The organism is Castellaniella defragrans (genome assembly GCF_014203015.1).
Classification (GTDB): domain Bacteria; phylum Pseudomonadota; class Gammaproteobacteria; order Burkholderiales; family Burkholderiaceae_B; genus Castellaniella; species Castellaniella defragrans.
This window is the reverse complement of sequence record NZ_JACHIB010000013.1, coordinates 12949-39513: the sequence shown is the minus strand read 5'-3', so window position 1 is coordinate 39513 and position 26565 is coordinate 12949. Positions and strand designations below refer to the sequence as shown.

The following is a 26565-nucleotide window of genomic DNA, read 5'->3' as shown; positions in this document are numbered from 1 at the left end:
CTCAGACCGAGCCGGCGACGGCGGGCGACGGCGCCGCGTCGCGCAGGGAATCGCCGGGGGCGGGCGCGTCCTGCTCGTCTTCCTCGGCGGCCGCGTCCCGGGCGGCGGCGATCGCGGCCAGGCTGTTGTCCACCGTGGGCAGGGCGATCTCGATCGGGGTGTCGTGCAGTTCGCGGGCGATCTTCAGGGCTTCGCGGGCGGACTCGGCGCGCATGTCGTAGCGCTGGTCGATGGCCCGGGAGAGCTGTTCGAGTTCGGCCTGCCAGATGCGCGACTGGCGCATCATCAGGGCCAGCTGGGCCGTCACGGCGCGCTGCTTCAGGACTTCGCGGAAGCGCAGGGCCTGGTCGGGCGACATCAGCAGCGCGGCTGCGTCGTCCACCCGGCGCACGTCGAACAGGCTGCGCAGGTCGCGCGAGACCAGGCCGGCCGCGTCGCGCGTCCATTGCCAGGCGTCGGCGGCCACGGCGCGCCAGCCTTCGGGCGCCGGCTGCGCCGCGGGGTGGGGTTCGGCGGCGGGCGTGCCGGCCGCCGGCGCCTGCGCGGCCGCCGGAGTGGCCTGGCCGGCCGGATGCGCGGCGGCATCCGGGACCAGCAGGGGCGCGGTCCCGATCAGGTCGGACAGACGGTCGATGCGCGCCGACAGGGCCGGCAGGTCGATGGTGGCCACGGCGCGCAGGCGGTCCAGGTCGCCGTTGATCGACTGCTGCAGCGCCGCCAGCCCGGGCCGGTTGGCGCGCGCCAGCTGGGCCTGCGCGGCTTCGAGGGAGATGATCGCGTTGGCGACGTTGCCGCCCAGGGCGAGCTGCTGCTGGGCGATGGTGACGAGGTGGTCGATGTCGTTGAGCAGCAGCAGGTCCGAGCCGCTGTCGGTCATCATCCGCAGGGCCTGGTCGAGTTCCTGGACCTGGCCGGAAGTGGCGTCCAGCGCGCCGCGCAGGTCCTCGATCCGGGCGGCCTGCTCCTGTACCAGGGACAGGGCCTGGCCGGCCTGCTCGCGGGTTTCCTGGACCAGCCGGACGCTTTGCTCGTGCTGCTGTTGCAGGTCGGCGCGCAGGGTGCGGTACTGCTGGTTCTGGTAGTACAGCGCCCCGCCCAGGATCAGGGCGAGCAGGACCAGCAAGACCACCGCCGGGACGAAGCCGCCCCGGCGCGCCCTGCCCGCCCCCGCCTGGGCCGTTGCCAGCGCCGAGGCGGGCTGCGCCGATTCTGGAGTCGAGGCGGGCGAGCTGTGATCGGTATCGGTCATGGCGGCGTACGAGTCCTTCTAGGCTGATCTTCTAGTCTGATCGTGCAGATGCCAATATAGCCTGAAACAAGGCGGCCTCATCGGGCGCGCTGATGCGCACGGTCAGCGCGCCCGCGGGGCGGTCGGCATAGATGCATTGTAAACGCCGCGCGATCCGCTCGTGCAGGGTGACGAGCCGCAGGGCGGGCGGCCAGTCCAGGCCCTGCAGGCGCAGGCTGTCGGACACGGCGTCGACGGCCTCGGGGCTGGTCAGCAGCAGCGTACAGGCGGCGGACTGCGCCAGGGCGGCGCAGGTGGCGCGGTCCCAGGCCACGGGGCTGCGCCGGTACAGGGCATGGCATTCCACCGCCCAGCCGCGCGCCCGCAGCTGCCGCGCGAGCCAGTCGCGCCCCCGCTGCGCCCGCAGGATGTGGGCGCGGCCGGGCGCGAGGCGGGCGGCCTCGATGACGGCCAGCAGCGCTTCCGAATCGGGCGGCGCGCCGGCGGCCGGCGCCAGGACGAGGTGCCCGGGCACGTGCGCGCGCAGCGCCCGGGCGGTGGCCGCCCCCACGGCCGCGGCGCGGACGCCGTCCGGCCAGGGCGCGCCGGCGCGGCCGGCGAAACAGGCGTCCACCGCCTGGCGGCTGACGAAGACGCAGAGATCGCCCGCCGCGAGTTGGGGCGCCTCGACGTCCAGGCGCTCGATCGCCAGGGCCGGCGCCTCGATCACCGTCGCGCCGGCCGCGCGCAGGGCGCGGGCCAGCGATTCGTTGCGCCCCGCGGGGCGCGTGAGCACGACCGGAGCGTGCGGGTCCATCCGGACGCCGTTCAGGACGCGGCGGACTCGGACAGGCGGGCCAGGATCGCGTCCGCCCCCTGGCCGAGCAGGTCGCGGGCGGCGTCTGCCCCCAGCGCCTCGGCGGCCTCGGGCGCGCCTTCGGCCTGCGCACGCAGGACGCGGCTGCCGTCGGGTTCCGCCACCAGCGCCTGCAGGCGCAGGCGGCCGTCCCGCAGCACCGCGTACGCCGCCAGCGGCACCTGGCAGGAGCCCCCCAGCGCGCGCGACACGGCGCGCTCGGCCAGGGCACAGGCGGTGGTCCGGGCGCAGGCCAGCGGCGCGAGCCAAGCGCGCAGTTCGGCCCGGTCCGCCAGGGTCTCGATCCCCAGGGCGCCCTGGCCCGCGGCCGGCAGGCTGATTTCCACCGGCAGGACGGCGCGGATCCGCTCCGCCAGGCCCAGGCGCCGCAGGCCGGCGGCGGCCAGCACGATGGCGGCGTAGTCGCCGCGGTCGAGCTTGGCCAGGCGGGTGTCGAGGTTGCCGCGCAGGGGCTTGACCACCAGATGGGGATGGCGCGCGCGCAGCTGGGCCTCGCGGCGCAGGCTGGAGGTGCCGACGACGGCGCCCGGCGCCAGTTCGTCCAGCGAGGCCACGGTGTTGGACACCAGCGCGTCGCAGGCGTCGGCCCGCTCCAGGATGGCGGACAGGGCGAACGGGGCCGTGAGATCGACCGGCACGTCCTTGAGGGAGTGCACGGCCAGGTCCGCGCGCCCGTCCAGCAGCGCGGTTTCCAGTTCCTTGACGAACAGGCCCTTGCCGCCGACCTTGGACAGGGTCCGGTCCAGGATCTGGTCGCCGCGCGTGGTCATTTCCAGCAGATCGACGCGGCAGCCGGGATACAGCGCCTGCAGGCGGGCCTGCACATGGCGGGCCTGCCACAGCGCCAGGCGGCTGGCCCGGGTGGCGATGACAAGGGTTCGGGGAGCCGGGGCATGGGTCATGCGATATACCTCGAGAGCAGCAGACGGAGCAGCAGGCCCAGCGCGGCCAGGATGGCCAGGCCCTGCAGCAGGGTGGGACGTTTCAGTTTCATGGCGTGGTCCGTGCGGCCGCCGCGCGGCGGCCCAGCCAGGTGCCCAGGCCCATGACGAGCACGGCCCCGGCGATTTCGGCGATCAGGCGGACCGGCCCGGGGACGGCTGCCAGCCGGTCGGCCAGGAGGGCGTCGGTGACCAGCATCCCGCCGGCGATCCAGCCCAGCAGGCCGGCGCCCAGCGTCACCACCAGCGGATAGCGGTCGATCAGTTTCAGCACCAGGGTGCTGCCCCAGACGATGATGGGCACGCTCATCAGCAGGCCGAAGACGACGTAGGCCATCTGGTGTTCCGCGGCGGTGTTCTGCGCCGCGCCGGCGATGGCGATGACGTTGTCCAGGCTCATGACGAAATCGGCGATGATGATGGTGCGCACGGCCGCCCAGACGGAGCCGGCGCCTTCGATCCGGCCATGCGCGCCGTCGTCGGGCAGCAGCAGCTTGACGCCGATCCACAGCAGCAGCAGCGCGCCGGCGATTTTCAGGCCGGGAAAGACCAGCAGCGTCAGCGCGAAGGCGATCAGGGCCACCCGCAGAACGATGGCGCCCGCCGTGCCCCACAGGATGCCCTGCAGGCGCCGACGGCGTTCCAGCCGGCGGCAGGCCAGCGCGATGACGACGGCGTTGTCGCCGCCCAGCAGCACGTCGATGAGGACGATCTGGAAGACCGCGCCCCAATGCAGCTGTTCCAGCCATTCGAGCATGCCGCGCCCGCCTCCTGGTCGATAAGCAGAAAAAGAATAGAAAAAGCCCCCACGCCGGGGGGCCTGGACGATCGGCGCGCGGGGCGCAAGCCGCCCGCGCGCCGGTCTGTCATTACAGCACGGTTTTGAGCAGCTTGCCCATTTCCGAGGGATTGCGCGTGGTGCGGATCCCGCAGGCTTCCATGATTTCCAGCTTGGCGTCGGCGGTGTCGGCGCCGCCCGAGATCAGGGCACCGGCGTGGCCCATGCGCTTGCCCGGAGGCGCCGTGACGCCGGCGATGAAGCCGACCACGGGCTTTTTCATGTGGTCCTTGGCCCACTGCGCGGCGTTGACCTCGTCGGGCCCGCCGATCTCGCCGATCATGATGACGGCGTCCGTGTCCGGATCGTCGTTGAACATCTGCAGCACGTCGATGTGCTTCAGGCCGTTGATCGGGTCGCCGCCGATGCCGACCGCGCTGGACTGGCCCAGGCCCAGTTCCGTGACCTGCGCCACGGCTTCGTAGGTCAGGGTGCCGGAGCGGCTGACGATGCCGACGCGGCCCTTGCGGTGGATGTGGCCCGGCATGATGCCGATCTTGATTTCGTCGGGCGTGATCAGGCCCGGGCAGTTGGGGCCCAGCAGCAGGGTCTTGCGGTTCTCGGCGCGCATGCGGTTGCGCACTTCGAGCATGTCGCGCACGGGGATGCCTTCGGTGATGCAGATGGCCAGGTCCAGGTCGGCCTCGACGGCTTCCCAGATGGCGGCGGCGGCGCCCGCGGGCGGCACGTAGATGACCGACACGGTCGCGCCGGTGGCCTGCTTGGCGTCCTTCACGGAGGCGTAGATGGGGATGCCCTCGAAGTCCTCGCCGGCCTTCTTCGGGTGCACGCCGGCCACGAAGGCGGCGCGGCCGTTGGCGTAGTCGCGGCACATGCGGGTGTGGAACTGGCCGGTCTTGCCGGTGATCCCCTGGGTGATGACCTTGGTGTCCTTGTTGATCAGAATCGACATGTTCTATTCCCTGAGATGCTTATTTCGCGGCGGCGACGACGGCGGTCGCGGCTTCGGCCATGGTGTCGGCGCTGATGATGGGCAGGCCCGAGGCCGCCAGCATCTGCTTGCCCTTTTCTTCGTTGGTGCCCTTCATGCGCACCACCAGCGGCACGCTGAGGTTCACGGCCTTGCAGGCGGCGATGACGCCTTCGGCGATCACGTCGCAGCGCATGATGCCGCCGAAGATGTTGACCAGGATGGCCTTCACGCCATCGTTGCGGAGCATGATCTTGAAGGCTTCGGTGACCTTTTCCGCCGTGGCGCCGCCGCCGACGTCCAGGAAGTTGGCCGGCTCGCCGCCGAACAGCTTGATGGTGTCCATCGTGGCCATGGCCAGGCCGGCACCGTTGACCAGGCAGCCGATGTTGCCGTCGAGCTGGATGTAGGCCAGGTCGAACTTGCTGGCTTCGACCTCGGCGGGGTCCTCCTCGTCCAGGTCGCGGTAGGCGACGATCTCGGGGTGGCGGAACAGCGCGTTGGAATCGAAGTTGAACTTCGCGTCCAGGGCGACGATGTTGCCCTTGCCGTCGCGGTTCAGGGGGTTGATCTCGACCAGCGAGGCATCGGTTTCCATGTAGCAGGTGTAGAGCTTCTGGCACACGTCGATGAACTGGTCCACGGAATCGGCCGGCATGGCGACGCCCTGGGCCAGCTTCTCGCCGTCGGCCCGGGTGAAGCCCTGCAGGGGGTCGATCTGCACGGTGACGATCTTTTCGGGGGTCGAATGGGCGACTTCCTCGATGTCCATGCCGCCTTCGCTCGAAGCGATGAAGGCCACCTTCTGCGTGGCGCGGTCGGTCACGACGGACAGGTAGTATTCCTTCTGGATGTCGGCGCCTTCCTCGATGTACAGGCGGCGCACCTTCTGGCCTTCGGGGCCGGTCTGGTGCGTGACCAGCTGCATGCCCAGGATCTGGCCGGCCAGGGAGCGGACCTCGTCCAGCGACTTGGCGACCTTCACGCCGCCGCCCTTGCCGCGCCCGCCGGCGTGGATCTGCGCCTTGACGACCCAGACAGGACCCCCCAGTTTTTCGGCTGCCGCCACGGCCTCCTCGACCGAGAACGCGGGAATGCCGCGCGGGACAGTCACGCCAAACTTCTTCAGCAATTCCTTGCCTTGATATTCGTGAATTTTCATGAGTTACCTGTCAGTGGAGAGAAAAGGAAGCCGCCGGCCCGCCGCTTCGGCGTGCCGGTCCGAGGAACGCCATCCGGCCCGCGGCCCGTGGGGGACGCTAGGCTTCATCGGAATGGGCCTCGGCGGGGACGTACCAGGGGGAATAATGCATGCGCACCACCGGGCCATCCACGCGCAGGGCGTGGCAGCCGTCCAGCTGGAACGGCCGCTCGCCGGTGTCGGCCTCCTGGCGCTGGCGTCCGGCCATGGTCTGGACCGCCACGGTGGGCAGCACGTCGGTCAGTTCGGTGACGTGGGTACAGCCGGCCGTGCGGCCGAAACGCTCGCGCACGCGCTTGCGGAACTGGTTGAGCAGGTTCAGGCCGACCAGGCGCTGGTATTCCGGCGCGATCGCGCTGCAGAATTCGCCGTAGGGCGCGGCTTCGTAGGCGGCCTCGGAGGCGGTGATGGTGAAGTGGTCGTCGATGGTGACGCGCAGGCGCATGTGGTGCACCGGCGCGCCCGCGGGATGGACTTCGTTCCCGCGGACCGGGAAATCGTAGGCCTTGGTATCGACGAGTTCGGCTTCGAGGTCCCATAGCCCGTCATCCCGGGCATAGGATTCGACGCGAATGGAGCGCGTGTGGATGGGACGGCGCGGACACGCCGGATCGGACAAGGGCATTGGGAACGGAAAGGCCGGAATTCGTAAAACCTTTCAATTATATACCGTGTATAAGCCCCCGCTTATGTAGCCCCGCTCGTGTCGGGGCCATGCCCCCGCCGCGCGCTCAGGCCGCTTCGCGCAGCGTCCGGGCCGCCTGCACCATGGCCTGCAGCGCCGAGCGGGTTTCCGGCCAGCCGCGGGTCTTCAGGCCGCAGTCCGGATTCACCCAGAGCCGCTCGGCCGGCAGGCGCCGGGCGGCGCGCCGCACCAGGTCCACCATCCAGTCCTCGCGCGGGACGTTGGGCGAATGGATGTCGTAGACCCCCGGCCCGATGTCGTTCGGGTAGGCGAAGGCCTCGAACGCGCCCAGCAGCTCCATGTTCGAGCGCGAGGTCTCGATGGTGATCACGTCCGCGTCCATCGCCGCGATCGATTCGATGATGTCGTTGAACTCCGAATAGCACATGTGGGTGTGGATCTGCGTGTCGTCGCGCACCCCGCTGGTGGACAGGCGGAAGCAGTCCACCGCCCAGTCCAGATAGGCGGCCCAGTCGCCGCGCCGCAGCGGCAGGCCTTCGCGGAAGGCCGGCTCGTCGATCTGGATCACGGTCACGCCGGCCTGCTCCAGGTCCAGGACCTCGTCGCGCAGGGCCAGGGCGATCTGGCGGCAGGTCTGCTCGCGCGGCTGGTCGTCGCGCACGAAGGACCATTGCAGGATCGTCACCGGGCCGGTGAGCATGCCCTTGACCGGCTTGTCCGTCAGGGACTGCGCGTAGGCCGACCAGGCCACGGTCATGGGCGCCAGGCGCGCCACGTCGCCGTAGATCAGGGGCGGCTTGACGCAGCGCGACCCGTAGCTCTGCACCCAGCCGTAGGCGGTGAAGGCGAAGCCGGCCAGCAGCTCGCCGAAGTATTCCACCATGTCGTTGCGCTCGGGTTCGCCGTGCACCAGCACGTCCAGGCCGATTTCCTCCTGGAAGCGCACCACGCGCTCGATTTCCTCGCGGATCGCCTTTTCGTAGGCGGCGTCGCCCAGCGTCCCGGCGCGCCAGTCGCGGCGCAGCGCGCGGATCTCCGGCGTCTGCGGGAAGGAGCCGATGGTGGTCGTGGGATAGCGCGGCAGGCCCAGGCGCGCCTGCTGGGCGGCGATGCGCCGGGCGAAGGGCGCGCGCGCGCGGCGGATCGAATCCGAGGCGGCGAGGCGCGCGGCCACGTCGCGGCGGTGGATGCGGGCGGAGGCGGCGCGATCGCGCACGGCCTGGCGGGCGGCCGCCAGCGCCTGCCGGTCGAGGTCGTCGGCATCGCCGTCCACCAGGGCGCGCAGCAGGCGCAGTTCGTCGAGCTTCTGCACGGCGAAGGACAGCCAGCCGCGCAATTCCTTGTCTAGGGCGGTCTCCAGGCTCAGGTCGATGGGACTGTGCAGCAGCGAGCACGAGGGCGCCAGCCACAGGCGGCTGCCCAGGCGGGCGGCCGCCGCGCGAACCTGTTCGTGGATGCGGTCCAGGTCGGCGCGCCAGACGTTGCGCCCGTCGATCACGCCCAGGGACAGGACCTGGCCGTCGCGCAGCGCGGCCAGCACGGCCGCCTGCTGGTCCGGCGCGCGCACCAGGTCCACGTGCAGCCCGTGCACCGGCAGGGACCGGACCACGTCCAGGTTGTGCTCGATGCCGCCGAAATACGTCGCCAGCAGCAGCTTCGGCCCCTGCGCCGCCAGGCGGGCGTAGACGCCGGCCAGCGCCTCGCGCCAGGCCCGCGGCAGGTCCAGCACCAGGATGGGCTCGTCCACCTGCACCCATTCCACGCCCTGGGCGGCCAGCCGCCGCAGCACCTGCTCGTAGACGGCCAGCAGGCCGGGCAGCAGGTCCAGCTTGGCCGCGTCGCCCGCCCCGCCCGCGTAGGCATCGCCCTTGCCCAGCCACAGCCAGGTCAGCGGCCCCGGGATCACAGGGCGGGCGCGGTGGCCCAGCGCCTGGGCCTCGGCCACCTGCTCGAACAGCGATTCGCGCGCGATGCGGTAGGTCTGGCCAGGATGCAGTTCCGGCACGATGTAGTGATAGTTGGTGTCGAACCACTTGGTCATCTCGCAGGCCGCCGCCGGCGTGCCCGAGGGGGCGCGGCCGCGCGCCATGCGAAACAGCGTGTCCAGCTCGACCGGGGCGTCGTCCGCCTGGCCGAAGCGCGCCGGCACCGCGCCCAGCAGCGTGGTCCATTCCAGGATCTGGTCGTACCAGGCGAAATCGCCCACCGGCACCCACTGCGCGCCGGCTTCGGCCTGGATCGCCCAGTGACGGGCGCGCAGCGCGCGGCCCGTGGCCAGCAGGCTGTCCGCGTCGGCCTTGCCGGCCCAGTAGGCTTCCTGGGCGCGCTTCAGTTCCCGGGCGGCGCCGATCCGGGGAAAACCTAGATTATGAATGATCGTCATGATTAATCCTGATAACATTAAAATTATTCAATGAACGACATTCTGCCTGGAGAGGCAGAAAATAAAAAATCAAATCCTGCACGGATAACATGAGAGAAATTCATGATTGAGCTTCGCCACCTGGAAACCCTGCTGGCCATCCGCGACGGCGGCAGCCTGCAGGAAGCCGCCGAGCGCCTGCACCTGACCCAGTCGGCCCTGTCGCACCAGCTGCGCGACCTGGAAGTGCGGCTGAAGACGCCGCTGCTGAACCGGCGCACCCGCCCCGCCCGCCTGACGACGGCGGGCCTGCGGCTGGTGGCGCTGGCCGAGGACGTGCTGCCGCGCGTGCGCGCGGCGGAACAGGAACTGCGCCGCCTGGCCGCCGGCCGCGCCGGCCGCCTGCACGTCGCCATCGACTGCCATTCCTGCTTCCAGTGGCTGATGCCCACGCTGGACACCTTCCGCAAGGACTGGCCGGAGGTTTCCCTGGACCTGACGGCGGCGTTTTCCTTCGCCCCCCTGCCCGCCCTGGCGCGCGGCGACCTGGACGTGGTGATCACCTCCGACCCGGAGCCGCTGGAATCGGTGGACTACACGCCACTGTTCGCCTACGAGCTGGTGCTGGCGGTGGCCAGCCAGGGGCCGCTGGGCGCGGCCGGCCGCGTCCTGCCGGAGGACCTGGCCGACCAGGTGCTGATCACCTACCCGGTCGACCGGAGCCGGCTGGACGTCTACACGGCTTTCCTGGACCCGGCCGGCGTGGAGCCCGCCGCCGTGCGCACGGCGGAGCTGACGCCCATGATCGTGCAGCTGGTGGCCAGCGGCCGGGGCGTGGCGGCGCTGCCCAGCTGGGCGCTGGAGGAATACAGGAACCTGCCGGGATTGCGGATCTGCCGGCTGGGATCGGGCATCTGGCGCACCCTGCAGGCCGGCGTGCGCGCCGAGGACGTGGAAACCCCCTACATCCAGGCCTTCCTGGAGCAGGCCCGGCGCACGTGTTTCGAGACCCTGCCGGGCATCCGCGCGCCGGGCTGATCAACGGTCCAGCAGGCGCCGGATGCAGTCGGCGGAAAACCCCCGCCCCGCCATGAAGCGGTACTGCCGCGCGTATTCGCGGGGATCGGCGGGCGGCTGGCCGAACTTGCGCTGCCAGACGGCGCGCGCGCGATCGGCTTCGGTGGCGCGCAGGGAATCCCGCAGGCCGGCCAGCTCGTCGTCGGCCAGCCCCTGCTGGCGCAGGGCGCCCAGGATGCGCTGCGCGCCCTGGCGCGCGGCGGCGCGGTGGGCGTAGGCCTGGGCGTAGCGCTGGTCGGACTGCCAGTGCTCGCGCGCGAGTTCGTCGAGCACGGCTTCGATGGCGGCGGGATCGTCGCACCAGGCGGAGAGCTTGCGCCGCAGTTCCTGGCGGGAATGCTCGCGCCGGGAGAGGTAGGCGACGGCCCGCGCCTTCAGGCTGGGGCCGGAACCGGCGCCAGGCCTGGCCCCGGACCCGCGCCGGGACGGGCCATCGCCGTCCGGCGATGCGGCATCGCCGCCGGACACGGCGCTGAAGCCGTCGCCGGCCCTATTCCCCATCGGCGGCGGAAGCGGCGGGCACGGCCCGCGGGACGATGCCCAGGTGCTCGCGCACCCGGTTCTCGATCTCGAAGGCCATGTCCCGATGCTCTTTCAGGTAGTCGCGGACGTTGTCCTTGCCCTGGCCGATACGCTCGCCGTTGTAGCTGTACCAGGCGCCGGACTTGTCGATCAGGCCGGCCTGGACCCCGAGGTCGATGATCTCGCCCTCGCGGGAGATGCCGGTGCCGTACATGATGTCGAACTCGACCTGCTTGAACGGCGGGGCGACCTTGTTCTTGACGATCTTGACGCGGGTTTCGTTGCCGACGACCTCGTCGCCCTTCTTGATCGAGCCGATGCGGCGGATGTCCAGACGCACCGAGGAATAGAATTTCAGCGCGTTGCCGCCCGTGGTGGTCTCGGGGTTGCCGAACATGACGCCGATCTTCATGCGGATCTGGTTGATGAAGATCACCATGCAGTTGGCGCGCTTGATCGTGGCGGTGAGCTTGCGCAGGGCCTGGCTCATCAGGCGGGCCTGCAGGCCGGGCAGCGAATCGCCCATGTCGCCCTCGATTTCGGCCTTGGGCACCAGGGCGGCGACCGAGTCGATCACGATCAGGTCGACCGAGCCCGAGCGCACCAGGGCGTCGGTGATTTCCAGGGCCTGCTCGCCGGTGTCGGGCTGGGAGATCAGCAGGTCTTCGAGATTGACCCCCAGGCGCGCGGCGTACTGCACGTCCAGGGCGTGCTCGGCGTCGACGAAGGCGCAGGTGCCGCCGATCTTCTGCATTTCGGCGATGACCTGCAGGGTGAGCGTGGTCTTGCCGGAGGATTCGGGGCCGTAGACCTCGACCACCCGGCCGCGCGGCAGGCCCCCGACGCCCAGGGCGATGTCCAGCCCCAGCGAACCGGTGGACACGACCTGGATGTCGTGCTCGACCTGGTTGTCGCCATAGCGCATGATGGAGCCCTTGCCGAACTGCTTTTCGATTTGAGACAGCGCGGCGGCCAGCGCCTTGGCGCGTTCGGGGTTGGCCTTGCCGGAGCGTTCATCCATGAGGGAATTCCTATCGTGAGTGACGGGCCGCCGGGACCCGGGCCAGGGATCGGCCGGGTCCGCCTGCGGCGGGATTCGGGAAATTATGGCATTAATTATACTGTATGAAAATACAGATGTGCCAATTCGATCCCGGCCGCGCCGGCGGGGCCCGGCGCCGGCGGCCGCCCGGCCTTTCCCCGGCGTCCGGTGCCGCGTCCGTCGCGGCGCCCATCGTTTACCCTAATGACCCGGCGGGGCCGCGCATGCCACAATGGCGGCAGTCAGGGCGCCCGGGCGCCCGCCTCTCCCTGGATGTCATTCCCGCCATGCGTATCCTGATTGCCGAGGACGACAGCATTCTCGCGGACGGGCTGTCCCGATCGCTGCGCTACGACGGCTATGCCGTGGACGTCGTCAGCGACGGCTCCAGCGCCGATTCCGCGCTGCAGCTGCAAGCCTTCGACCTTCTGATCCTGGACCTGGGCCTGCCGCGCCTGGACGGCCTGTCCGTGCTGCGCAAGCTGCGCCAGCGCGGCACCCCCCTGCCGGTCCTCATCCTGACGGCCGCCGACTCCATCGAGCAGCGCGTCGAAGGCCTGGACCTGGGCGCCGACGACTACATGTCCAAGCCCTTCGCCCTCAGCGAACTCGAAGCCCGCGTGCGCGCCCTGATCCGCCGCCACGGCGGCGCGCGCGCCTCCGTCCTGCGCCACGGGCGCCTGGCCTTCGACCTGAACGGGCGCGTGGCCACCATCGACGACGCCGCCGTCGAACTGTCCGCCCGCGAGACCAGCCTGCTGGAAATCTTCCTCTCGCGCAGCGGCCGCATGATCAGCAAGCACCAGCTGGTCGATCTGCTGTGCGAATGGGGCGAGGAAGTCACCACCAACGCCATCGAGGTCTACATCCACCGGCTGCGCAAGAAGATCGAGCCCGCCGGCGTCCACATCCTGACCGTGCGCGGCCTGGGATACTGCCTGGAGCCCGACAACCGCTCCGTGCCGGCGGACGCGGCGGCCGTCGGCTGACGGCGCGCTCCCCGCCATGTTCGCCGACCCGGTACCGCGCAGGCCCCGCCGCCGCCGCGCGACCCTGCTGGGCCGCATCCTGCTGTGGATGATCGTGCCGCTGTTCGTGCTGTGGTCGATCGGCATCGTCATCACCTACTTCATCTCCCTGAACATCGCCAATTCGCCCTACGACCGGACGCTGGCGAGCCACCTGCGCCTGCTGCGCCACGAGGTCGAGCAGCAGCGCCTGGCCGGCGGCGTGGCGCTGTCCGAATCGGCCCGCACGGTGCTGGCCGGCAGCGCCGACGAATCGGCCACCAGCTGGCAGATCCTGGACGCCAACGGCCACCTGCTGGCGGGCGATCCCAGCATCCCCACGCCGGAAAACTGGGGCTACGACATCGACCAGATCCGCTTCCGCAACGCGTCGCTGAACCACCAGTCCATCCGCATGGCCTATGTGTGGGGCGGGCGCGACCAGGACGGCACCGGCTTCCTGACGGTCGTGGCCGAGCCGGCCGAGGCGCGCGCCACGCTGCAGCAGGAAATCCTCACCGGCATGCTGACGCCCCAGCTCATCATCCTGCCGCTGGCCGCCATGCTGGCCGGGCTGGGCCTGACCCAGGGCCTGGAGCCGCTCAGCCTGCTGCAGGAGCACATGCGCCGGCGCAAGCCCAGCGACCTGTCCCCCATCCGCGACGACCTGGCACCGGCCGAGATCGTGCCGCTGATCGCCTCCATGAACAACGTGCTGCAGCGCCTGTCCGACTCGATCGAGTCCCAGCGGCGCTTCGTCGCCAATGCCGCCCACCAGCTGAAGACCCCGCTGGCCGGCATCCGCACGCAATGCGAACTGGCGCTGCGCGAGCAGGAGCCCGCGCGCATGCGCGACAGCCTGCAGCAGCTCATCACCGGCTCCCAGCGCGCCACCCGGCTGGTCAACCAGCTGCTGCTGCTGGCGCGGGCGGAATCGATCGACCCCAACCAGTCCCGCACCACGGAAGTGCTCGACCTGCTGCCGCTGGCCGAGGCCTGCACCCTGGAATGGGTCGAGACCGCCCTGCAGCGCCGCCTCGACCTGGGCTTTGAATCGCCCGGCGAGCCCCTGCCGGTCTTCGGCAACGCGGTCATGATCCGCGAACTGCTGAACAACCTGATCGACAACGCCCTGCTCTACACGCCCGCCGGCGGCCGGGTCACCGTGCGCGCGCTGCCCGAGGGCGACCGGGTCTGCCTCGAAGTCCAGGACTCCGGCCCCGGCATCCCGCCCGAAGAGCAGTCCAAGGTCTTCGACCGCTTCTACCGGATCCTCGGCCACGGTGCCGAAGGCAGCGGCCTGGGCCTGGCGATCGTGCGCGAGGTCGCCGAACACCACCACGCCACCATCGCCTTCCTGCCGCCCGGCAACCACCGCGATCCCGTCAGCGCCGGCACCCGGCTGCGCGTTTCCTTCCCCCGCGACGATGCGCCCAGGACCCGATCATGAACCGAGCCCGACCCATGCCGCACGATGCCATGGACGAAGCCAACCGTCCCATGACCCACGAGGAACGCCGCGTCATCCTGGCGTCCTCGATGGGCACCGTCTTTGAATGGTATGACTTCTACGTCTACGGATCCCTGGCGGCCGTCATCGCCCAGCATTTCTTCACCGGCCTGAACCCCACGGCCGGCTTCATCTTCGCCCTGCTGACCTTCGCAGCCGGCTTCGCCGTGCGGCCCTTCGGCGCCCTGGTGTTCGGCCGGCTGGGCGACATGGTCGGGCGCAAGTACGCCTTCGTGGTCTCGATCCTGGTGATGGGACTGTCCACCTTCCTGGTGGGCGTGTTGCCCTCGTCGGCCTCGATCGGCACGGCCGCGCCCATGATCCTGCTGCTGCTGCGCCTGCTGCAGGGCCTGGCCCTGGGCGGCGAATACGGCGGCGCGGCCGTCTACGTGGCCGAGCACGCCCCGCAGGGCCGGCGCGGCTTTTTCACCAGCTGGATCCAGACCACCGCCACCACCGGCATGTTCCTGTCGCTGGTGGTGGTGCTGGGCACCCGCGCCACGCTGGGCCAGGAGGCCTTCGACGCCTGGGGCTGGCGGGTACCGTTCCTGATCTCCGTGCTGCTGCTGGTGATCTCGGTCTGGATCCGCCTGCGCCTGCATGAATCGCCCGCCTTCACGCGCATGAAGAGCGAAGGCCTGGTCTCGCGCGCGCCCATCAAGGAAGCCTTCGGGCGCTGGCGCAACCTGCGCCTGATCCTGCTGGCCCTGATCGGCCTGACGGCCGGCCAGGCCGTGGTCTGGTACACCGGACAGTTCTACGCGCTGTACTTCCTCACCGAGACGCTGGGCGTGGACGCCAACATCGCCAACATCCTGGTGGCGCTGGCCCTGCTGCTGGCCTGTCCGTTCTTTCTGGTGTTCGGCGCGCTGTCTGACCGGATCGGCCGCAAGCCCATCATCATGACCGGCTGCCTGATCGCCGCCCTCACCTATTTCCCCGTGTTCAAGGGCCTCACCCACTACGCCAACCCGGCGCTGGAACGCGCGCAGAACCAGGCGCCCGTGTACGTCGTGGCCAATCCCGAGGACTGTTCGCTGCAGTTCAATCCCGTGGGCATCGCCTCCTTCACCAGCGCCTGCGACCTGCTCAAGGCCTTCATGGCGAGCCATTCGGTCCACTACATCAACCAGACCGCCCCCCCGGGCACCATGGCCTACGCCCTGGTGGGCGAACAGCGCATCGACTCCTTCGACGGCACCTCGCTGCCGCGCGCGGAATTCGCCCGCCGCAACGCGCGGCTGCAGGAAGAACTGCGCCAGGCGGTGCGCAACCACGGCTATCCGGCCTACGCCGATCCGTCCCAGATCAACTTCACCATGGTGCTGCTGCTGCTGTTCTTCCTGGTGCTGCAGGTCACCATGGTCTACGGGCCGATCGCCGCCATGCTGGTGGAAATGTTCCCCACGCGCATCCGCTACACCTCCATGAGTGTGCCCTACCACATCGGCAACGGCTGGTTCGGCGGCTTCCTGCCGCCCGTGGCCTTCGCCACGGTGGCCACCACAGGCAACATGTACGACGGCCTGTGGTATCCGATCGCGGTATGCATCATGACGCTGGTCGTGGGCCTGCTGTTCGTCAAGGAAACCCGGCACAACGACCTGAACGCGCCCTAGGACGCCGGATTCACGGTCTCCGGCGAGCAACTCGCGCAGGCTGGTGACGATCCAGGGCCGTGATCCAGGGCCGTGATCCAGGAATGCGATTCAGGAGTGCGGTCCGGGGCCGCAATTCAGAGTCGCGTCAGGCGCGCGGCTCTAGAATGGCGGGGCACGCCGACGCTTGCCCGGGCGCTTCGATCCCCTTTGTCCGCCCGGGCATCCCAGCCGCCGGCTGCCGCCGTCCGCGCCCCCCGCGAGCTCCTTTTCGTGCGCGCGGACGGATGCCCTCCCGGCCCGGCCTCGTCCGGGCCGTTTTTTTCCAGCGCTGGAGGCCAGCGCGCCCGGGGTCCAGCGCCCAGCCCGAAAGCCAGGAACCGGGCGTCCTGCGCCTGGATCCCATGCCGGGTACTGGATGCTGGATGGGCTGGAGACCGGATATCGAACGCGGAATATCGAACGCGGAATATCGAACGCGGGATGCCGGAAGCCGAAGCCAGCGGGTCCTAGCCGCCCGAAAGATCCTCCTCGGGCAGTTCCGCCAGGCCCGCTCCCGCCGTCTCGCTGCGCCCGTAGGCGTCCTCGAAGCGCACGATGTCGTCCTCGCCCAGGTAGGTGCCGGACTGCACCTCGATCAGTTCCAGCGGAATGGTGCCGGGGTTTTCCAGGCGGTGCTTGGTACCCAGGGGGATGTAGGCGGACTGGTTCTCGGTCAGGAAGAACGTCTCGCCGTCGCGCGTGACCCGCGCCGTCCCCTTGACGACGATCCAGTGCTCGGCCCGGTGATGGTGCAGCTGCAGCGACAGGCGCTCCCCGGGGCGCACGATGATGCGCTTGACCTGGAACCGGTCTCCCGCGTCGATCGACTCGTAATGCCCCCAGGGCCTGAAGACCCGATGCGACACGAGCGCCTCCGGGCGCCCCTGGCCTTTCAGCTCGGCGACCAGGCCGCGGATGTCCTGCACCCGGTCGCGCGCCGCGACCAGCACCGCATCCGCGGTATCGACCACCACCACGTCCTCCAGCCCCAGCAGGGAAACCAGGCGGCCGTCGCTGCGTGCGTAGACGTTGCGGCAGCCGACCGCCTGGACGTCGCCCTGCAGCGCGTTGCCCTCGCCGTCGCGCGCGGCGATCCGCCACAAGGCGTCCCAGGAGCCGATGTCGCTCCAGCCGGCGGCCAGCCCGACCATCGCCACCTTGTCGGCGTGCTCCATGACGGCATAGTCCACGGATTCCGCGGGGCAGCCGAGAAACGCCGCCGCCTCGATCCGCGTGAAGTCCCCGTCGTCGCGGGTGCGCGCCATGGCGGCCCGGCACGCCCGCAGGATGTCCGGGCGCAGGCGGCCCAGGGCGTCCAGGTAGGCCGAGGCCCGGAACAGGAACATGCCGCTGTTCCAGTGGTAGTTGCCCGCCGCCAGGTAGGCGGCGGCGCGCTGCGCGTCCGGCTTCTCGGAAAAGGACTCGACCGCGTGGACGCCGGGCAGGCCGTCCAGCGGCTCGGCGCTGGCGCGCACGTAGCCGTAGCCCGTCTCGGGCCGGTCCGGCGCCACCCCGAAGGTCACCAGCCAGCCCGCGCGCGCCGCCGGCGAGGCGCGCTGCACCGCCTGCCTGAAGGCGGCGCGATCCTCCAGGGCGTGGTCCGAGGGCAGGACCAGCAGCAGGGCGTCGGCGCCGTCGCGCGTCGCGCGCAGCGCGGCCAGGGCGATGGCGGGGGCCGTGTTGCGGCCCTCGGGTTCGAGGATGAGCGTGCCCTGGGCCGGAAAGCCGGCCTGGCGCAGATGCTCGGCCGCGAGGAAGCGGTACGTTTCGTTGGCCACGGCGATGGGGGCGCCCTGCGGCAGGTCCGCGACGCGCAGCCAGGTGTCCTGCAAGGGGGAACGGCCGTCGAACAGCGGCAGGAACTGCTTGGGATGATGCTCCCGCGACATCGGCCACAGCCGCGTCCCCGATCCCCCGACCAGCAGGACGACGCGCAGCGGCAGGGTTTCAGGAGACATGGCGCTTCGGGGAAAACGATCCGTTCATCGGGCAAACGCTCAGGGTTGATCAAGGAATGGGCCGGCCATCGAGCAGCCGGCGGCCGGCCCCCCGCCGCTTCGGAGACGGCGTCTGGATGCGATCTTAGCGCATCCCCAGGGGCGGAAGGCGCGCGGATGCACGTCCTTGGGGCCTTTATCCTTCCAGGCCCGCGCCGGATGCGCCGCGCTCCCGCGTCCGTTCCAGCCAGGCCTGGAACATCAGCACGCCCCACAGGGGATACTGCCCGTTGTGGCGCCCGGACACATGCTCCGCCCACATCCGCCGGATCGGCTCCGGCCGCAGAAAGCCTTCGCGCCGCAGGCGCGATTCGTCCAGCAGGCTTTCCGCCCAGTCGCGCAGCGGGCCGCGCAGCCAATGGTCCACGGGGACGCTGAACCCCATCTTGGGCCGCTCGATCAGTTCCCGGGGGACGTGCCGGTACAGCACCTGCCGCAGGATCCATTTGGTCGTGCCGCCGCGCAGTTTCATGGACTGCGGCAGCCGCCAGGCGAATTCCACCACCCGGTGGTCCTGGAACGGCATGCGGCCTTCCAGGGATACGCCCATGGCGGCCCGGTCCACCTTGGCCAGGATGTCATCGGGCAGATAGCTGACGGTGTCCAGGACCATCAGGCGCTGGATGTCGTCCAGGCCTTCCAGCGGCAGGGGCCGGCCGCGCAGGCAGGTCGGGGGCTCGCGGCCGCCAATCACCACGTCCGCCGGCTCCCAGCGGGTGATCGACTCCAGGTACAGGTCGTCGATGCGCCCGGCCGACAGCATGCGGGCGCCCCGGTGCATTTTTTCGCCGGCCAGGGCGCTGCGCAGCGGTCCAGGCAGCACCGGCCGCAGCGGCCGGAACACGGCGTTCCAGGCCTCGGGCGACAGCGTACGGATGCCTGCGGCCGCCAGCCGCCGCAGGCCGTGCGGCACACGCGCGAAGCGGTTCCAGCGCCGGCTGTTGTGCAGGTAGCGGCCGTAGCCGGCGAACAGTTCGTCTCCCGCGTCGCCCGACAGCGCGACCGTGACATGCCGGCGCGCCAGCTGCGCCACCAGGAAGGTCGGGATCTGCGAGGAATCGGCGAAGGGCTCGCTGTACAGGTCGGGCAGCCGGGGGATGACGTCCAGCGCCTGTTCCGGCGTGACGTACAGCTCGGTATGCTCGGTGCCCAGGTGCCGGGCGACCGCCTGGGCGTGCTCGGCCTCGTTGTAGTCCTGCTCGTGGAAACCGATGGAAAAGGTCTTGACCGGCCGCGCGGACTGGACCTGCATCAGCGCCACCACGGTCGAGGAATCGATGCCCCCCGACAGGAAGGCGCCCAGCGGCACGTCGGCGAGCATCTGCTGGCGCACGGCGGACTTGAGCAGATCCTCCAGCGCATCGGCGGCTTCCTGGTCGGACCCGGCGAACGGCGCGCGGCTGCCGGCCACGGCGACCTCCACGAGCGACCAGTAGGCCTCGATCCGCGGCTCGCGCCGGTCGAGCGACACCGTCAGCAGGCAGCCCGCCGGCAGCTTGGAGATGCCGCGGTAGATGGAATGGGGCGCGGGAATGTAGTTGTACCGCATCAGCAGGCACAGGGCGTCGCGGTCGACGTCCGCCGCGCAGCGCGGATGCGCCCGCAGCGCCTGGAGCTCGGAGCCGAACAGGAAGCAGGCCTCGTCCCCGGCGCCCTGCCAGCCGTAGTACAGGGGCTTTTCGCCCAGGCGGTCGCGTCCCAGGGTCAGGACGCGCGCCTGCGTGTCCCAGACGGCGAAGGCGAACATGCCGATGCAGCGCTCCACCGTCGCCCGGATGCCCCAGGCCGCGAAGCCCGCCAGCAGGGTTTCGGTGTCCGAATGGCCGCGCCAGCCCGGCGCCAGGCCGGACTGCTCCAGTTCCCGGCGCAGGTCCAGGTGGTTGTAGATCTCGCCGTTGAAGACGATCACGTGGCGCCCCGAGGGGCCCGCCATGGGCTGGTGCCCCGCCGCCGAAAGGTCCAGGATGGACAGGCGCCGGTGGGCCAGCCCGATGCCCGAGCCGTCGGCCCAGACGCCGGCGTCGTCCGGCCCGCGCGACACGATGGTGCCGGCCATACGCTCCAGGATGACGGCGGCCGCATGCGCGTCACGCCCGCCGCCGCTGTCCAGAAAACCCGCCAAACCGCACATTGCGCCTTCCTTTCGATCGTCGTGCGCCCGCCGGTCCGCCGGCGCGCCCGCGCATTTCAAGATTGCCGGCCCGCGATGCCGGATTCGATGGAGGCATAGCATATACCAATCGCCCGCCGGCCCCTACGCGCGCCGCCGCGCCTGTGCGCTGCACGGGATCGGCCGCCGGAGACTTTACCGCGTACAATCAAGGCCCATTTTCACCGCCGCCCGCCGGCCCCGCCGTACAAGACCATGTGGTTCAAGAATCTCAAACTCTATCGCCTCGCCCCCAACGCCTCCCTGACCCCCGCCGACCTCGAAGCGGCCCTGGAGCCGCTCGCCTTCCAGCCCGGCGGCAGCCAGGACAGCCAGGTGTCGGGCTGGCTGCCGCCGCGCGAGGACAGCGGCCTGGTCTACGCGCAGCACGGCCAGATCCTGCTGAACCTGCACACTGAAAAGAAGCTGCTGCCGGCCACGGTCGTCAACCAGGCCAGCCGCGCGCGCGCCCTGCAGATCGAGGAGCAGCAGGGCTACAAGCCCGGGCGCAAGCAGATGAAGGAGATCAAGGAGCAGATGACGATGGAGCTGCTGCCGCGCGCCTTCGTCATCGCCCACGACACGCGGATCTGGATCGACACCGTGAACCGCTGGGTGGCCATCGACGCCGCGGCCGCCGCGCGCAGCGACGAGGTCCTGAGCCTGCTGGCCAAGACGCTCACGCCCTTCCCCATCGTGCCGCTGCACGTGGAGATGTCGCCCGCGGCCGCCATGACGCTGTGGCTGTCCGAGGACGAACCCCCGGCCGGCTTCTCCGTCGACCAGGACACGGAACTGCGCTCCACCGGCGAGTCGCGCGCCACCGTGCGCTACGTGCGCCAGACGGTGGAGCTCGACGAGGTCCGCCGCCACGTCCAGGCGGGCAAGCAGTGCACGCGCCTGGCCATGACCTGGAACGACCGCGTGTCCTTCGTGCTGACCGACAACCTGGACATCAAGCGCGTGGCGCCGCTGGACGTGCTGAAGGAACACCAGGACGCCCAGGCCGCCAACGAGGCCGAGCAGTTCGAGGCCGACTTCGCCCTGATGGCGGGCGAGCTGGCGCGCCTGCTGGACGACCTGGTCGCGGCGCTGGGCGGGATGCGGTCGGATACGAAATAGAAATAGGGCCCCTCACGCTGCGCCTTCGGCTTGCTGCCCCCCCTTGGGGGGGCGCATTTTGCCTTGGGGCGGCCCGGCGGCAAAACAGGCCCCCCACGCTGCGCCTTCGGCTTGCTGCCCCCCACGGGGGGCGCATTTTGCCTTGGGGCGGCCCGGCGGCAAAACAGGGCCCCCCACGCTGCGCCTTCGGCTTGCTGCCCCCCCACGGGGGGCGCATTTTGCCTTGGGGCGGCCCGGCGGCAAAACAGGGCCCCCCACGCTGCGCCTTCGGCTTGCGTCCTTCTCACGGCTTGCATGCCGCGAGGATCCATCAACGGATGTTGCGGTTTCGACGGCGCTCATGGCGCGATCAAACGGCGCAGGCCCTCACGCAGTTTGCCAAAACTGGGCTAGAGGTTGCGATCTGGATCCAGCAGGGGGCCAATACCACCACGACGGCATCGATACCAGGGGTTTTACCGTACCCCCGCAATGCCAAAGGCAGTCGGTCAAGCAGTATCCGTTTCGATGCATCCGTACCAGGCTTCAAATGCTTCGGGACGCGCCCAATACCTTTGTAAGAATGCGTTCGCCATGTGTGCGGATCGCCCTGTCCGCCAAGCAGCTTGGGCAGTACGGCTTCGAGCAGCTTCTCTCCCGATACATCTTCCACCAGAAACTCGATGTGCATGCCTACCTCGCATCGAGATAATCGCTGTACCACAGTCCACCCAGCGGCAAGCCTTCGGCCACCAGGTTCCTGACCATCTCCAATTCGGATACTCGGCGTATCGTCGAATAGCCATCGGCGCCCTTTTCCAGAATCCACACTTCCTCGGGTGCCAGCGCATCGACGAAATACGGTTGATGCGTCGTCACAAAAATCTGTGGCGCATGTTTCTTGCCGCTTGCATGCGCACGAAACTCCTGCGCCAGGGCCTCCAGCAGCTTGTGATACAAGCCATTCTCGGGCTCCTCGATGCAGATGAATGGCGGCGGATCGGGATCTTCCAGCAGCAGAAGATAGGCAAACACCTTGAGCGTGCCATCGGACATCTGCTGCGCAAAGAATGGATCGTCGAACGCGCCATCATTGAAACGCAGCAACACCCGCTTGTCCGCCGTCACCTCCGTGTCGATCCTGGCAATGCCGGGGATCTTGCTGGCGATACGATCCAGAATGTTCCTGAACCGATCCTTGTGCTCCCGCTCCATGAACTGCACGACATTGCCGATATTGTCTCCATGCACATTCAGATGCCGCTGTGGCCCTGCGCTGGGCAGGCTGCGCGCCGCATCGGGGTAGAAATACGAAAGATACCAGCCCTTCAGGAAGTCGCGGAATCGCTTGATGCGCGGATGTTCCTTCAGGGTACCCAGCGTGGCGATGCCCAGTTGACGCGGATCGGTCAGTTCCACGTCCGTCTGGGCGCGATCTTCTTCGCCTTCGATTTCAAGCGCTTCTTCGCCCGCCCATACCTTGCCCTTGCCATGGTCTAGTCGCAAAAAGGGGTACGGCCGGCCGTGCTTCTGCCCTTTGCGGCGCTGCTTGAGCACCTCCGATTCGACGAACGGCCTTCCCGAGGTGTCCAGATTGATGGAAAGCTCGTAGGTAATGGGCCGTTCCTTGGGTTCCTCCCGATAATAGATCTCGAAGCGGATCGGCTCATCCACCCCTTTCGACCGCAACCGCTCGAAACCGCCACGCTGCTTCAAATCGCACGCCGTTTCCACATCCATGGCCAGACAGTCGGCCACGAAGCCGAACGCATCGAACAAGGAGCTCTTGCCTACACCGTTCTTGCCGACGACCACTGTAAAAGGCGTCAGGGGCTCGCCTCCCTGGCCAGATAATTTTCCCAGCGTCACATCGCGCAACGCACGGAAGTTCCGGACGCGAAATCCTTCGATAATGGCCATACTGATCATTCCTTGCGAGTTGAGGCTCCAGGCTACCCGAGACTGGGCGGCGGGCCATGGACAAAACCAGCCATCGCCCGGCTGCGCCATTTTTACATGGAAGGACACGCGCCAAACAAATCAGAAGATCTTCGGCTCAAGCGCAGCCACGCGCCCCCCACGCACTTCTGCTTCATGCCGCCCGACAGCTTGCCGGCCGGGCGGCCGGTGAAGCGCGCCATGTCGGTCATCTCCAGCATGCGCGCAAAGCGTTCGCGGCGAACCTCCCGCGGCACGCCATGCAGGTCGACGTACAGGTCCAGGTTCTCCTGCACGCTGAGGTCCTCGTACAGGCCGAAGCGCTGCGGCATGCAGCTGATCCGGTCCTGCACTGCCTTCAGGTCTTTGGCGACGTCGATGCCGAGCACGCGCAATGTCCCCGCGTCCGGCTTGAGCAACCCGGCCATCATGCGCATCAGGGTGGTCTTGCCGGCACCGTCCGGGCCGACCAGCGCCGTCAGCTCGCCCGGGCGCACGCGCAGCGACACCTCGTCGACGGCATGCAGCGGCCCGCCGCCCGGTGCCTCGAAGGTCTTGCGCAGGGCCGCGGCGAGAACGGTTGCGCCGCTGTCGCTCACTGCGCGGCGCCAGCCATCAGGCAAACCGTCGCCGGCCGCCCCAGACGCAGCACGTCGTGCGGATCCTCGACGAGCACCCGCACCTCGTAGACGAGGCTGGTACGCAGTTCCTCGGTCTGCACCGACTTGGGTGTGAACTCGGCCACCGACGAGATGTGGCCGACCTTGCCCTCGATGGACCGGTCGGGGGCGCCATCCGTGGTCACGCGCGCGTTCTGGCCGGGCTTGACCCTGCCCAGGTCGGATTCGCTGCCTGGGCCTGCTCGGCCTGCAGCACCACTGCGCGAGTGTCCAGCAAGCCCAGCACGGCTCCTGCCTTCACGCGGTCGTCTTCCTCGGCACGCAACTGCACGACGCGCCCACTGCCATCGAAGGCCAGCGAAATCTGCCGGATATCCACATTGCCGTGCAGCACCAGCGTGCCGTCGTCGCCGCAACGCTGGTGAAAGCCTCGTGCCCGCCGGCACGAATCATGAACACGATCGAGGCCCATCGCCGATTGGTGGACATCGCCGACCTGCAGCGACCCGTCCAAAGCGCCTTGCCGGCAAGGGACTGACTCCAGGAGCTGATCGACTGCCTCGTGCCAAGGGCAGCAGGCGATCCGGCAGGCTGGCACCTCGCCGTCCTGGCGGCCGAGGTTCTCGCGCCGTCCTCCCACATCCAGGTGCTCCTCCGGTCCGAGGTGCCGACGAAGGCATCGCTGGTCATGGAAATCCTCACCGAGATCACAGGCATTCCCGCAAAGGACCCGGCCCTGCTGCAGTGTCTGGTCAGCGTCCTAGCACCGTGCATGTTGCTGCAGCTCGGACGGCGCGGCATCCCCGGCCTCGTCCAGGCGATCCTGCGGATGCCGCGCAACAAAGTCGTCGAGCATCTGCACCGATTCGCAATCGCAGGGCTGGAGGCGATGGGCGGCAATTACCGGCTGCATCGTCCCGGCCGCCGAAAGAAGTAGGCGGCGCGAAGGGGTTTTTCCCTGGAGGCAAGCGCAGCGCGCAACGCCGCAGGCGTGAAGGCGGGAGAGATGGGAGCCGAATGGCCGTGACGGCAAAGACGGCATAGAGCGCAGCCCGAAAGCCTGAGGACGCAGCACGCCGGAACGCGCGATTGAAAGCCGAATCAGCGCATCGATGCCTCATACCGCCCCGGCGTGACGCCAAAAACCCGCCGGAACAAAGCGATGAACGCACTCACGTTGTCGTAGCCCAGGTCCAGCGCGGCCGCCTTCACCGGCCTGCCGGCGGCCAGCAGTTCCAGCGCCTCCAGCAGGCGCACGCGCTGGCGCCATTCGGTGAAGGTGAACCCCGTCTCGGCGATGAACCGGCGGGTCAGCGTGCGAGGCGCGATGCCTGCCCACTCGGCCCATTCCTCCAGCCGCCGCCCCTCATCGGGTCGGTCGGACAGCGCCCGCGCGATCCTGAGCAGGCGTGCATCCCGCGGCATGGGGAGGCCGAGCGCCACTCGCGGCGACGAACGGATCTCATCGAGGATGACGCCCGACAGCCGCACCTGCGGCGCATTCAGCGCATCGCCTGTCCACGAAGCGGCGCGCGTCACGGCCTCGCGCAGCAGGCCGGAGACGGCCAGGACGCACGCATCGCCGGGCAACTCGGCGCAGGCGGATGCCGCCACGTACACGCTCCATCCCGAGAAAGGTCCATGCGAGCGCAGCCCATGCTGCACGCCCGGTGGTATCCAGACGGCATGTGTGGCCGGCACTACCCAGCGGCTGTTGTCCGCATCGACCGACAGCAAGCCTTGCGCCGCCCCGAGCAATTGCCCGCGTGCATGGCGATGGCGGTGCGTCACGCGCACCTCGCCAGACCGGCGCAGCACTGCCAGCAGGGGCGGACCACCCGCGTCAGCGGCTTGCGCTGGAAGGATCATTGGATCGGACATGATTGGCGTCAAAAAGGTATTAAATGACATTTATACCGTACCCACGCCGTCCTGGCTTGCCTACAGTGGCGGTTCGATCTACTGACAGGAACGACACCCCATGCGAACAACCGACATCCGCTCCGCCCTGGACGACATCCTCAACCAGCAGCGGCGCCCGCTGGAGGATGTGCTCGACCGCCATTTCAGTCCCGGCTACCGGCAGCGCACCAACGGACACTGGGACGATCGCGAAGCGTTCGCGCAGCACGCGCGCAAGCTGCGCGAGGTAGTGGCATCGGCCCGCATCGAAGTGTTGGACGAACTGCGTGACGGCCAGCGCTACGCCGACCACCATCGCGTCCACGTCAGCAAGCGCGACGGCACACGAGTCGTACAGGAGGTGTATCTGTTCGCGGAACTGGATGCCGAGGGGCGCTTCGCGCGCATCGAGGAAATCACGCTGATGCTCGAAGGCGCGGAGTCCGATCGCGATATAGGCCACATGAAATGATGCACGCCGCGTCGCCGCCCGATGTGACGTGATTCAACTGTTTGCTTGGAGATGGGTCACGGCTGCTGCCGCGCCTGGTTTTGCTTTTCACCGCGCCCAGAGCGGAACGGCCTGGGCGCGGTGTTGGGCGGCCCCCGGCATCCGTCCGAACCAGCGATGCGCCCGGCAGAACCTGCGCCATTTGGGCGGCGACCAGTGCCACTGCCGTATCGCGGTCCGGCGCCTTCCGGCCGAAGGCCAGCGCGACGTGCCCTTTCACTGCGCAACCGCCGATATCCCGGATGTCCCAAGCGTCGTCCAGAAGATTGGAGGCGGCGACGAAATCTTGGCTCAGCCGGTGGTGGTGACGAAACATCAGCACCGTTCCACCACCCAACGCCCAGAACGGGGCCATGATGCCGCCATGCCGGCTGATCTCGTCGATCAGCGCCAGCGCTCGCGGGAACAGTTTCTCCCAGGGACCACTAGGGGCAAGGCTCCGGACTTCATACCCACAGCGTGCGAAGGTGCACGGACAACGATCCGGCCAGCTTCGCCACGTTGCGCCAGACCTGCTTTGGTGGC

23 protein-coding genes and 2 pseudogenes are annotated in these 26565 nt (G+C 69.2%); 7 read left to right on the top strand and 18 right to left on the bottom strand.

Going from position 1 to position 26565, the window contains the following annotated elements:
• Position 1 precedes the first annotated feature (1 nt).
• From HNR28_RS11530 to metE, 8 genes are all read right to left on the bottom strand, one after another.
• Positions 2 to 1249, bottom strand: a complete 1248-nt coding sequence (locus HNR28_RS11530; RefSeq protein ID WP_151025069.1) for a uroporphyrinogen-III C-methyltransferase — start codon at positions 1247 to 1249, stop codon at positions 2 to 4.
• A 31-nt stretch (positions 1250 to 1280) separates the two neighbouring features.
• Positions 1281 to 2045 carry a uroporphyrinogen-III synthase gene (locus tag HNR28_RS11525; RefSeq protein ID WP_043682364.1) on the bottom strand — a complete coding sequence of 255 codons (765 nt, stop codon included), beginning with the start codon at positions 2043 to 2045 and terminating at the stop codon, positions 1281 to 1283.
• 11 nt (positions 2046 to 2056) lie between these two features.
• The gene (hemC, locus tag HNR28_RS11520) at positions 2057 to 3007 is read right to left on the bottom strand and encodes a hydroxymethylbilane synthase (protein WP_043682362.1); all 951 of its coding nucleotides are present in this window, start codon (positions 3005 to 3007) and stop codon (positions 2057 to 2059) included.
• Positions 3008 to 3095: 88 nt separating this feature from the next.
• Positions 3096 to 3803: a TerC family protein gene (locus tag HNR28_RS11515; RefSeq protein ID WP_043682360.1), complete on the bottom strand. Its 708-nt coding sequence runs from the start codon at positions 3801 to 3803 to the stop codon at positions 3096 to 3098.
• A 112-nt stretch (positions 3804 to 3915) separates the two neighbouring features.
• Positions 3916 to 4797, bottom strand: coding sequence for a succinate--CoA ligase subunit alpha (gene sucD / locus HNR28_RS11510; RefSeq protein ID WP_043682357.1), 882 nt, complete (start codon positions 4795 to 4797; stop codon positions 3916 to 3918).
• Positions 4798 to 4816: 19 nt separating this feature from the next.
• Complete coding sequence (sucC, locus tag HNR28_RS11505; RefSeq protein WP_151024298.1) at positions 4817 to 5977, bottom strand: ADP-forming succinate--CoA ligase subunit beta; 1161 nt, start codon at positions 5975 to 5977, stop codon at positions 4817 to 4819.
• Positions 5978 to 6074: 97 nt separating this feature from the next.
• Entirely contained in the window at positions 6075 to 6641 is a 567-nt protein-coding gene (locus HNR28_RS11500; RefSeq protein ID WP_151024297.1) for a DUF2889 domain-containing protein, read from the bottom strand.
• 106 nt (positions 6642 to 6747) lie between these two features.
• The gene (gene metE, locus HNR28_RS11495; RefSeq protein WP_043682348.1) at positions 6748 to 9045 is read right to left on the bottom strand and encodes a 5-methyltetrahydropteroyltriglutamate--homocysteine S-methyltransferase; all 2298 of its coding nucleotides are present in this window, start codon (positions 9043 to 9045) and stop codon (positions 6748 to 6750) included.
• A 102-nt stretch (positions 9046 to 9147) separates the two neighbouring features.
• Between metE and HNR28_RS11490 the strand changes: the two genes are divergently transcribed.
• On the top strand, positions 9148 to 10062 hold the full coding sequence (locus HNR28_RS11490; RefSeq protein ID WP_043682345.1) for a LysR family transcriptional regulator: 915 nt from the start codon (positions 9148 to 9150) through the stop codon (positions 10060 to 10062).
• Here the strand turns inward: HNR28_RS11490 and recX are convergent, their stop codons facing one another.
• Both recX and recA read right to left on the bottom strand, forming a co-directional pair.
• Positions 10063 to 10569: a recombination regulator RecX gene (gene recX / locus HNR28_RS11485; RefSeq protein WP_052356071.1), complete on the bottom strand. Its 507-nt coding sequence runs from the start codon at positions 10567 to 10569 to the stop codon at positions 10063 to 10065.
• A gap of 22 nt (positions 10570 to 10591) precedes the next feature.
• Entirely contained in the window at positions 10592 to 11644 is a 1053-nt protein-coding gene (recA, locus tag HNR28_RS11480; RefSeq protein WP_043682343.1) for a recombinase RecA, read from the bottom strand.
• A gap of 308 nt (positions 11645 to 11952) precedes the next feature.
• Between recA and HNR28_RS11475 the strand changes: the two genes are divergently transcribed.
• Genes HNR28_RS11475 through HNR28_RS11465 form a run of 3 tightly spaced genes read left to right on the top strand, consistent with a single transcriptional unit; the run spans position 11953 to position 15801 of the window.
• On the top strand, positions 11953 to 12654 hold the full coding sequence (locus HNR28_RS11475; protein ID WP_043682340.1) for a response regulator: 702 nt from the start codon (positions 11953 to 11955) through the stop codon (positions 12652 to 12654).
• Between the two features lie 16 nt (positions 12655 to 12670).
• Entirely contained in the window at positions 12671 to 14122 is a 1452-nt protein-coding gene (locus HNR28_RS11470) for a sensor histidine kinase (protein WP_148304933.1), read from the top strand.
• A 50-nt stretch (positions 14123 to 14172) separates the two neighbouring features.
• A complete protein-coding gene (locus HNR28_RS11465; RefSeq protein WP_148305042.1) occupies positions 14173 to 15801 on the top strand; it encodes an MFS transporter in 1629 nt (542 codons plus the stop codon).
• A gap of 488 nt (positions 15802 to 16289) precedes the next feature.
• On the opposite strand, the gene HNR28_RS11460 is transcribed toward HNR28_RS11465, so the two are convergent.
• Together HNR28_RS11460 and asnB are read right to left on the bottom strand one after the other, a co-directional pair.
• On the bottom strand, positions 16290 to 17780 hold the full coding sequence (locus HNR28_RS11460) for a mannose-1-phosphate guanylyltransferase/mannose-6-phosphate isomerase (protein ID WP_151024296.1): 1491 nt from the start codon (positions 17778 to 17780) through the stop codon (positions 16290 to 16292).
• Between the two features lie 175 nt (positions 17781 to 17955).
• Positions 17956 to 19950 carry an asparagine synthase (glutamine-hydrolyzing) gene (gene asnB / locus HNR28_RS11455; RefSeq protein WP_151024295.1) on the bottom strand — a complete coding sequence of 665 codons (1995 nt, stop codon included), beginning with the start codon at positions 19948 to 19950 and terminating at the stop codon, positions 17956 to 17958.
• Between the two features lie 234 nt (positions 19951 to 20184).
• Here asnB and HNR28_RS11450 point away from each other — a divergent pair, with 234 nt between their 5' ends.
• Positions 20185 to 21090 (top strand): recombination-associated protein RdgC, encoded by a 906-nt coding sequence (locus HNR28_RS11450; protein WP_151024294.1) that lies wholly within the window; start codon positions 20185 to 20187, stop codon positions 21088 to 21090.
• Between the two features lie 349 nt (positions 21091 to 21439).
• Here the strand turns inward: HNR28_RS11450 and HNR28_RS11445 are convergent, their stop codons facing one another.
• The 5 genes and pseudogenes from HNR28_RS11445 to HNR28_RS18500 all read right to left on the bottom strand — a co-directional run bounded on the left by HNR28_RS11445 (position 21440) and on the right by HNR28_RS18500 (position 24141).
• Entirely contained in the window at positions 21440 to 21760 is a 321-nt protein-coding gene (locus HNR28_RS11445) for a hypothetical protein (protein ID WP_184142889.1), read from the bottom strand.
• Between the two features lie 2 nt (positions 21761 to 21762).
• Positions 21763 to 22989 carry an AAA family ATPase gene (locus HNR28_RS11440; RefSeq protein ID WP_151024293.1) on the bottom strand — a complete coding sequence of 409 codons (1227 nt, stop codon included), beginning with the start codon at positions 22987 to 22989 and terminating at the stop codon, positions 21763 to 21765.
• 164 nt (positions 22990 to 23153) lie between these two features.
• A pseudogene (locus tag HNR28_RS11435) lies at positions 23154 to 23534 on the bottom strand (ATP-binding cassette domain-containing protein); the annotation flags it as partial.
• Positions 23535 to 23602: 68 nt separating this feature from the next.
• Positions 23603 to 23857: pseudogene (locus tag HNR28_RS18505) on the bottom strand (HlyD family efflux transporter periplasmic adaptor subunit); the annotation flags it as partial.
• Positions 23809 to 24141 (bottom strand): biotin/lipoyl-binding protein, encoded by a 333-nt coding sequence (locus HNR28_RS18500; RefSeq protein WP_244978279.1) that lies wholly within the window; start codon positions 24139 to 24141, stop codon positions 23809 to 23811. The pseudogene HNR28_RS18505 and the gene HNR28_RS18500, both read right to left, overlap by 49 nt.
• A gap of 48 nt (positions 24142 to 24189) precedes the next feature.
• On the opposite strand from HNR28_RS18500, the gene HNR28_RS11425 reads away from it, so the two are divergent.
• Positions 24190 to 24564, top strand: coding sequence for a CerR family C-terminal domain-containing protein (locus HNR28_RS11425; RefSeq protein ID WP_170288438.1), 375 nt, complete (start codon positions 24190 to 24192; stop codon positions 24562 to 24564).
• Positions 24565 to 24728: 164 nt separating this feature from the next.
• Here HNR28_RS11425 and HNR28_RS11420 read toward each other — a convergent pair whose 3' ends face one another.
• Positions 24729 to 25538, bottom strand: a complete 810-nt coding sequence (locus HNR28_RS11420) for an AraC family transcriptional regulator (protein WP_244978278.1) — start codon at positions 25536 to 25538, stop codon at positions 24729 to 24731.
• Positions 25539 to 25608: 70 nt separating this feature from the next.
• On the opposite strand from HNR28_RS11420, the gene HNR28_RS11415 reads away from it, so the two are divergent.
• The gene (locus tag HNR28_RS11415) at positions 25609 to 26001 is read left to right on the top strand and encodes a nuclear transport factor 2 family protein (RefSeq protein ID WP_151024291.1); all 393 of its coding nucleotides are present in this window, start codon (positions 25609 to 25611) and stop codon (positions 25999 to 26001) included.
• The last annotated feature ends 564 nt before the right edge of the window (positions 26002 to 26565 follow it).

What these genes read in the sequence shown, in the direction of transcription:
- HNR28_RS11530 (WP_151025069.1), bottom strand. Translation starts at nt 1,249, where the DNA reads ATGACCGATACCGATCACAGCTCGCCCGCCTCGACTCCAGAATCGGCG.
- HNR28_RS11525 (WP_043682364.1), bottom strand. Translation starts at nt 2,045, where the DNA reads ATGGACCCGCACGCTCCGGTCGTGCTCACGCGCCCCGCGGGGCGCAAC.
- hemC (WP_043682362.1), bottom strand. Translation starts at nt 3,007, where the DNA reads ATGACCCATGCCCCGGCTCCCCGAACCCTTGTCATCGCCACCCGGGCC.
- HNR28_RS11515 (WP_043682360.1), bottom strand. Translation starts at nt 3,803, where the DNA reads ATGCTCGAATGGCTGGAACAGCTGCATTGGGGCGCGGTCTTCCAGATC.
- sucD (WP_043682357.1), bottom strand. Translation starts at nt 4,797, where the DNA reads ATGTCGATTCTGATCAACAAGGACACCAAGGTCATCACCCAGGGGATC.
- sucC (WP_151024298.1), bottom strand. Translation starts at nt 5,977, where the DNA reads ATGAAAATTCACGAATATCAAGGCAAGGAATTGCTGAAGAAGTTTGGC.
- HNR28_RS11500 (WP_151024297.1), bottom strand. Translation starts at nt 6,641, where the DNA reads ATGCCCTTGTCCGATCCGGCGTGTCCGCGCCGTCCCATCCACACGCGC.
- metE (WP_043682348.1), bottom strand. Translation starts at nt 9,045, where the DNA reads ATGACGATCATTCATAATCTAGGTTTTCCCCGGATCGGCGCCGCCCGG.
- HNR28_RS11490 (WP_043682345.1), top strand. Translation starts at nt 9,148, where the DNA reads ATGATTGAGCTTCGCCACCTGGAAACCCTGCTGGCCATCCGCGACGGC.
- recA (WP_043682343.1), bottom strand. Translation starts at nt 11,644, where the DNA reads ATGGATGAACGCTCCGGCAAGGCCAACCCCGAACGCGCCAAGGCGCTG.
- HNR28_RS11475 (WP_043682340.1), top strand. Translation starts at nt 11,953, where the DNA reads ATGCGTATCCTGATTGCCGAGGACGACAGCATTCTCGCGGACGGGCTG.
- HNR28_RS11470 (WP_148304933.1), top strand. Translation starts at nt 12,671, where the DNA reads ATGTTCGCCGACCCGGTACCGCGCAGGCCCCGCCGCCGCCGCGCGACC.
- HNR28_RS11465 (WP_148305042.1), top strand. Translation starts at nt 14,173, where the DNA reads ATGACCCACGAGGAACGCCGCGTCATCCTGGCGTCCTCGATGGGCACC.
- HNR28_RS11460 (WP_151024296.1), bottom strand. Translation starts at nt 17,780, where the DNA reads ATGTCTCCTGAAACCCTGCCGCTGCGCGTCGTCCTGCTGGTCGGGGGA.
- asnB (WP_151024295.1), bottom strand. Translation starts at nt 19,950, where the DNA reads ATGTGCGGTTTGGCGGGTTTTCTGGACAGCGGCGGCGGGCGTGACGCG.
- HNR28_RS11450 (WP_151024294.1), top strand. Translation starts at nt 20,185, where the DNA reads ATGTGGTTCAAGAATCTCAAACTCTATCGCCTCGCCCCCAACGCCTCC.
- HNR28_RS11445 (WP_184142889.1), bottom strand. Translation starts at nt 21,760, where the DNA reads ATGCACATCGAGTTTCTGGTGGAAGATGTATCGGGAGAGAAGCTGCTC.
- HNR28_RS11440 (WP_151024293.1), bottom strand. Translation starts at nt 22,989, where the DNA reads ATGGCCATTATCGAAGGATTTCGCGTCCGGAACTTCCGTGCGTTGCGC.
- HNR28_RS11420 (WP_244978278.1), bottom strand. Translation starts at nt 25,538, where the DNA reads ATGTCATTTAATACCTTTTTGACGCCAATCATGTCCGATCCAATGATC.
- HNR28_RS11415 (WP_151024291.1), top strand. Translation starts at nt 25,609, where the DNA reads ATGCGAACAACCGACATCCGCTCCGCCCTGGACGACATCCTCAACCAG.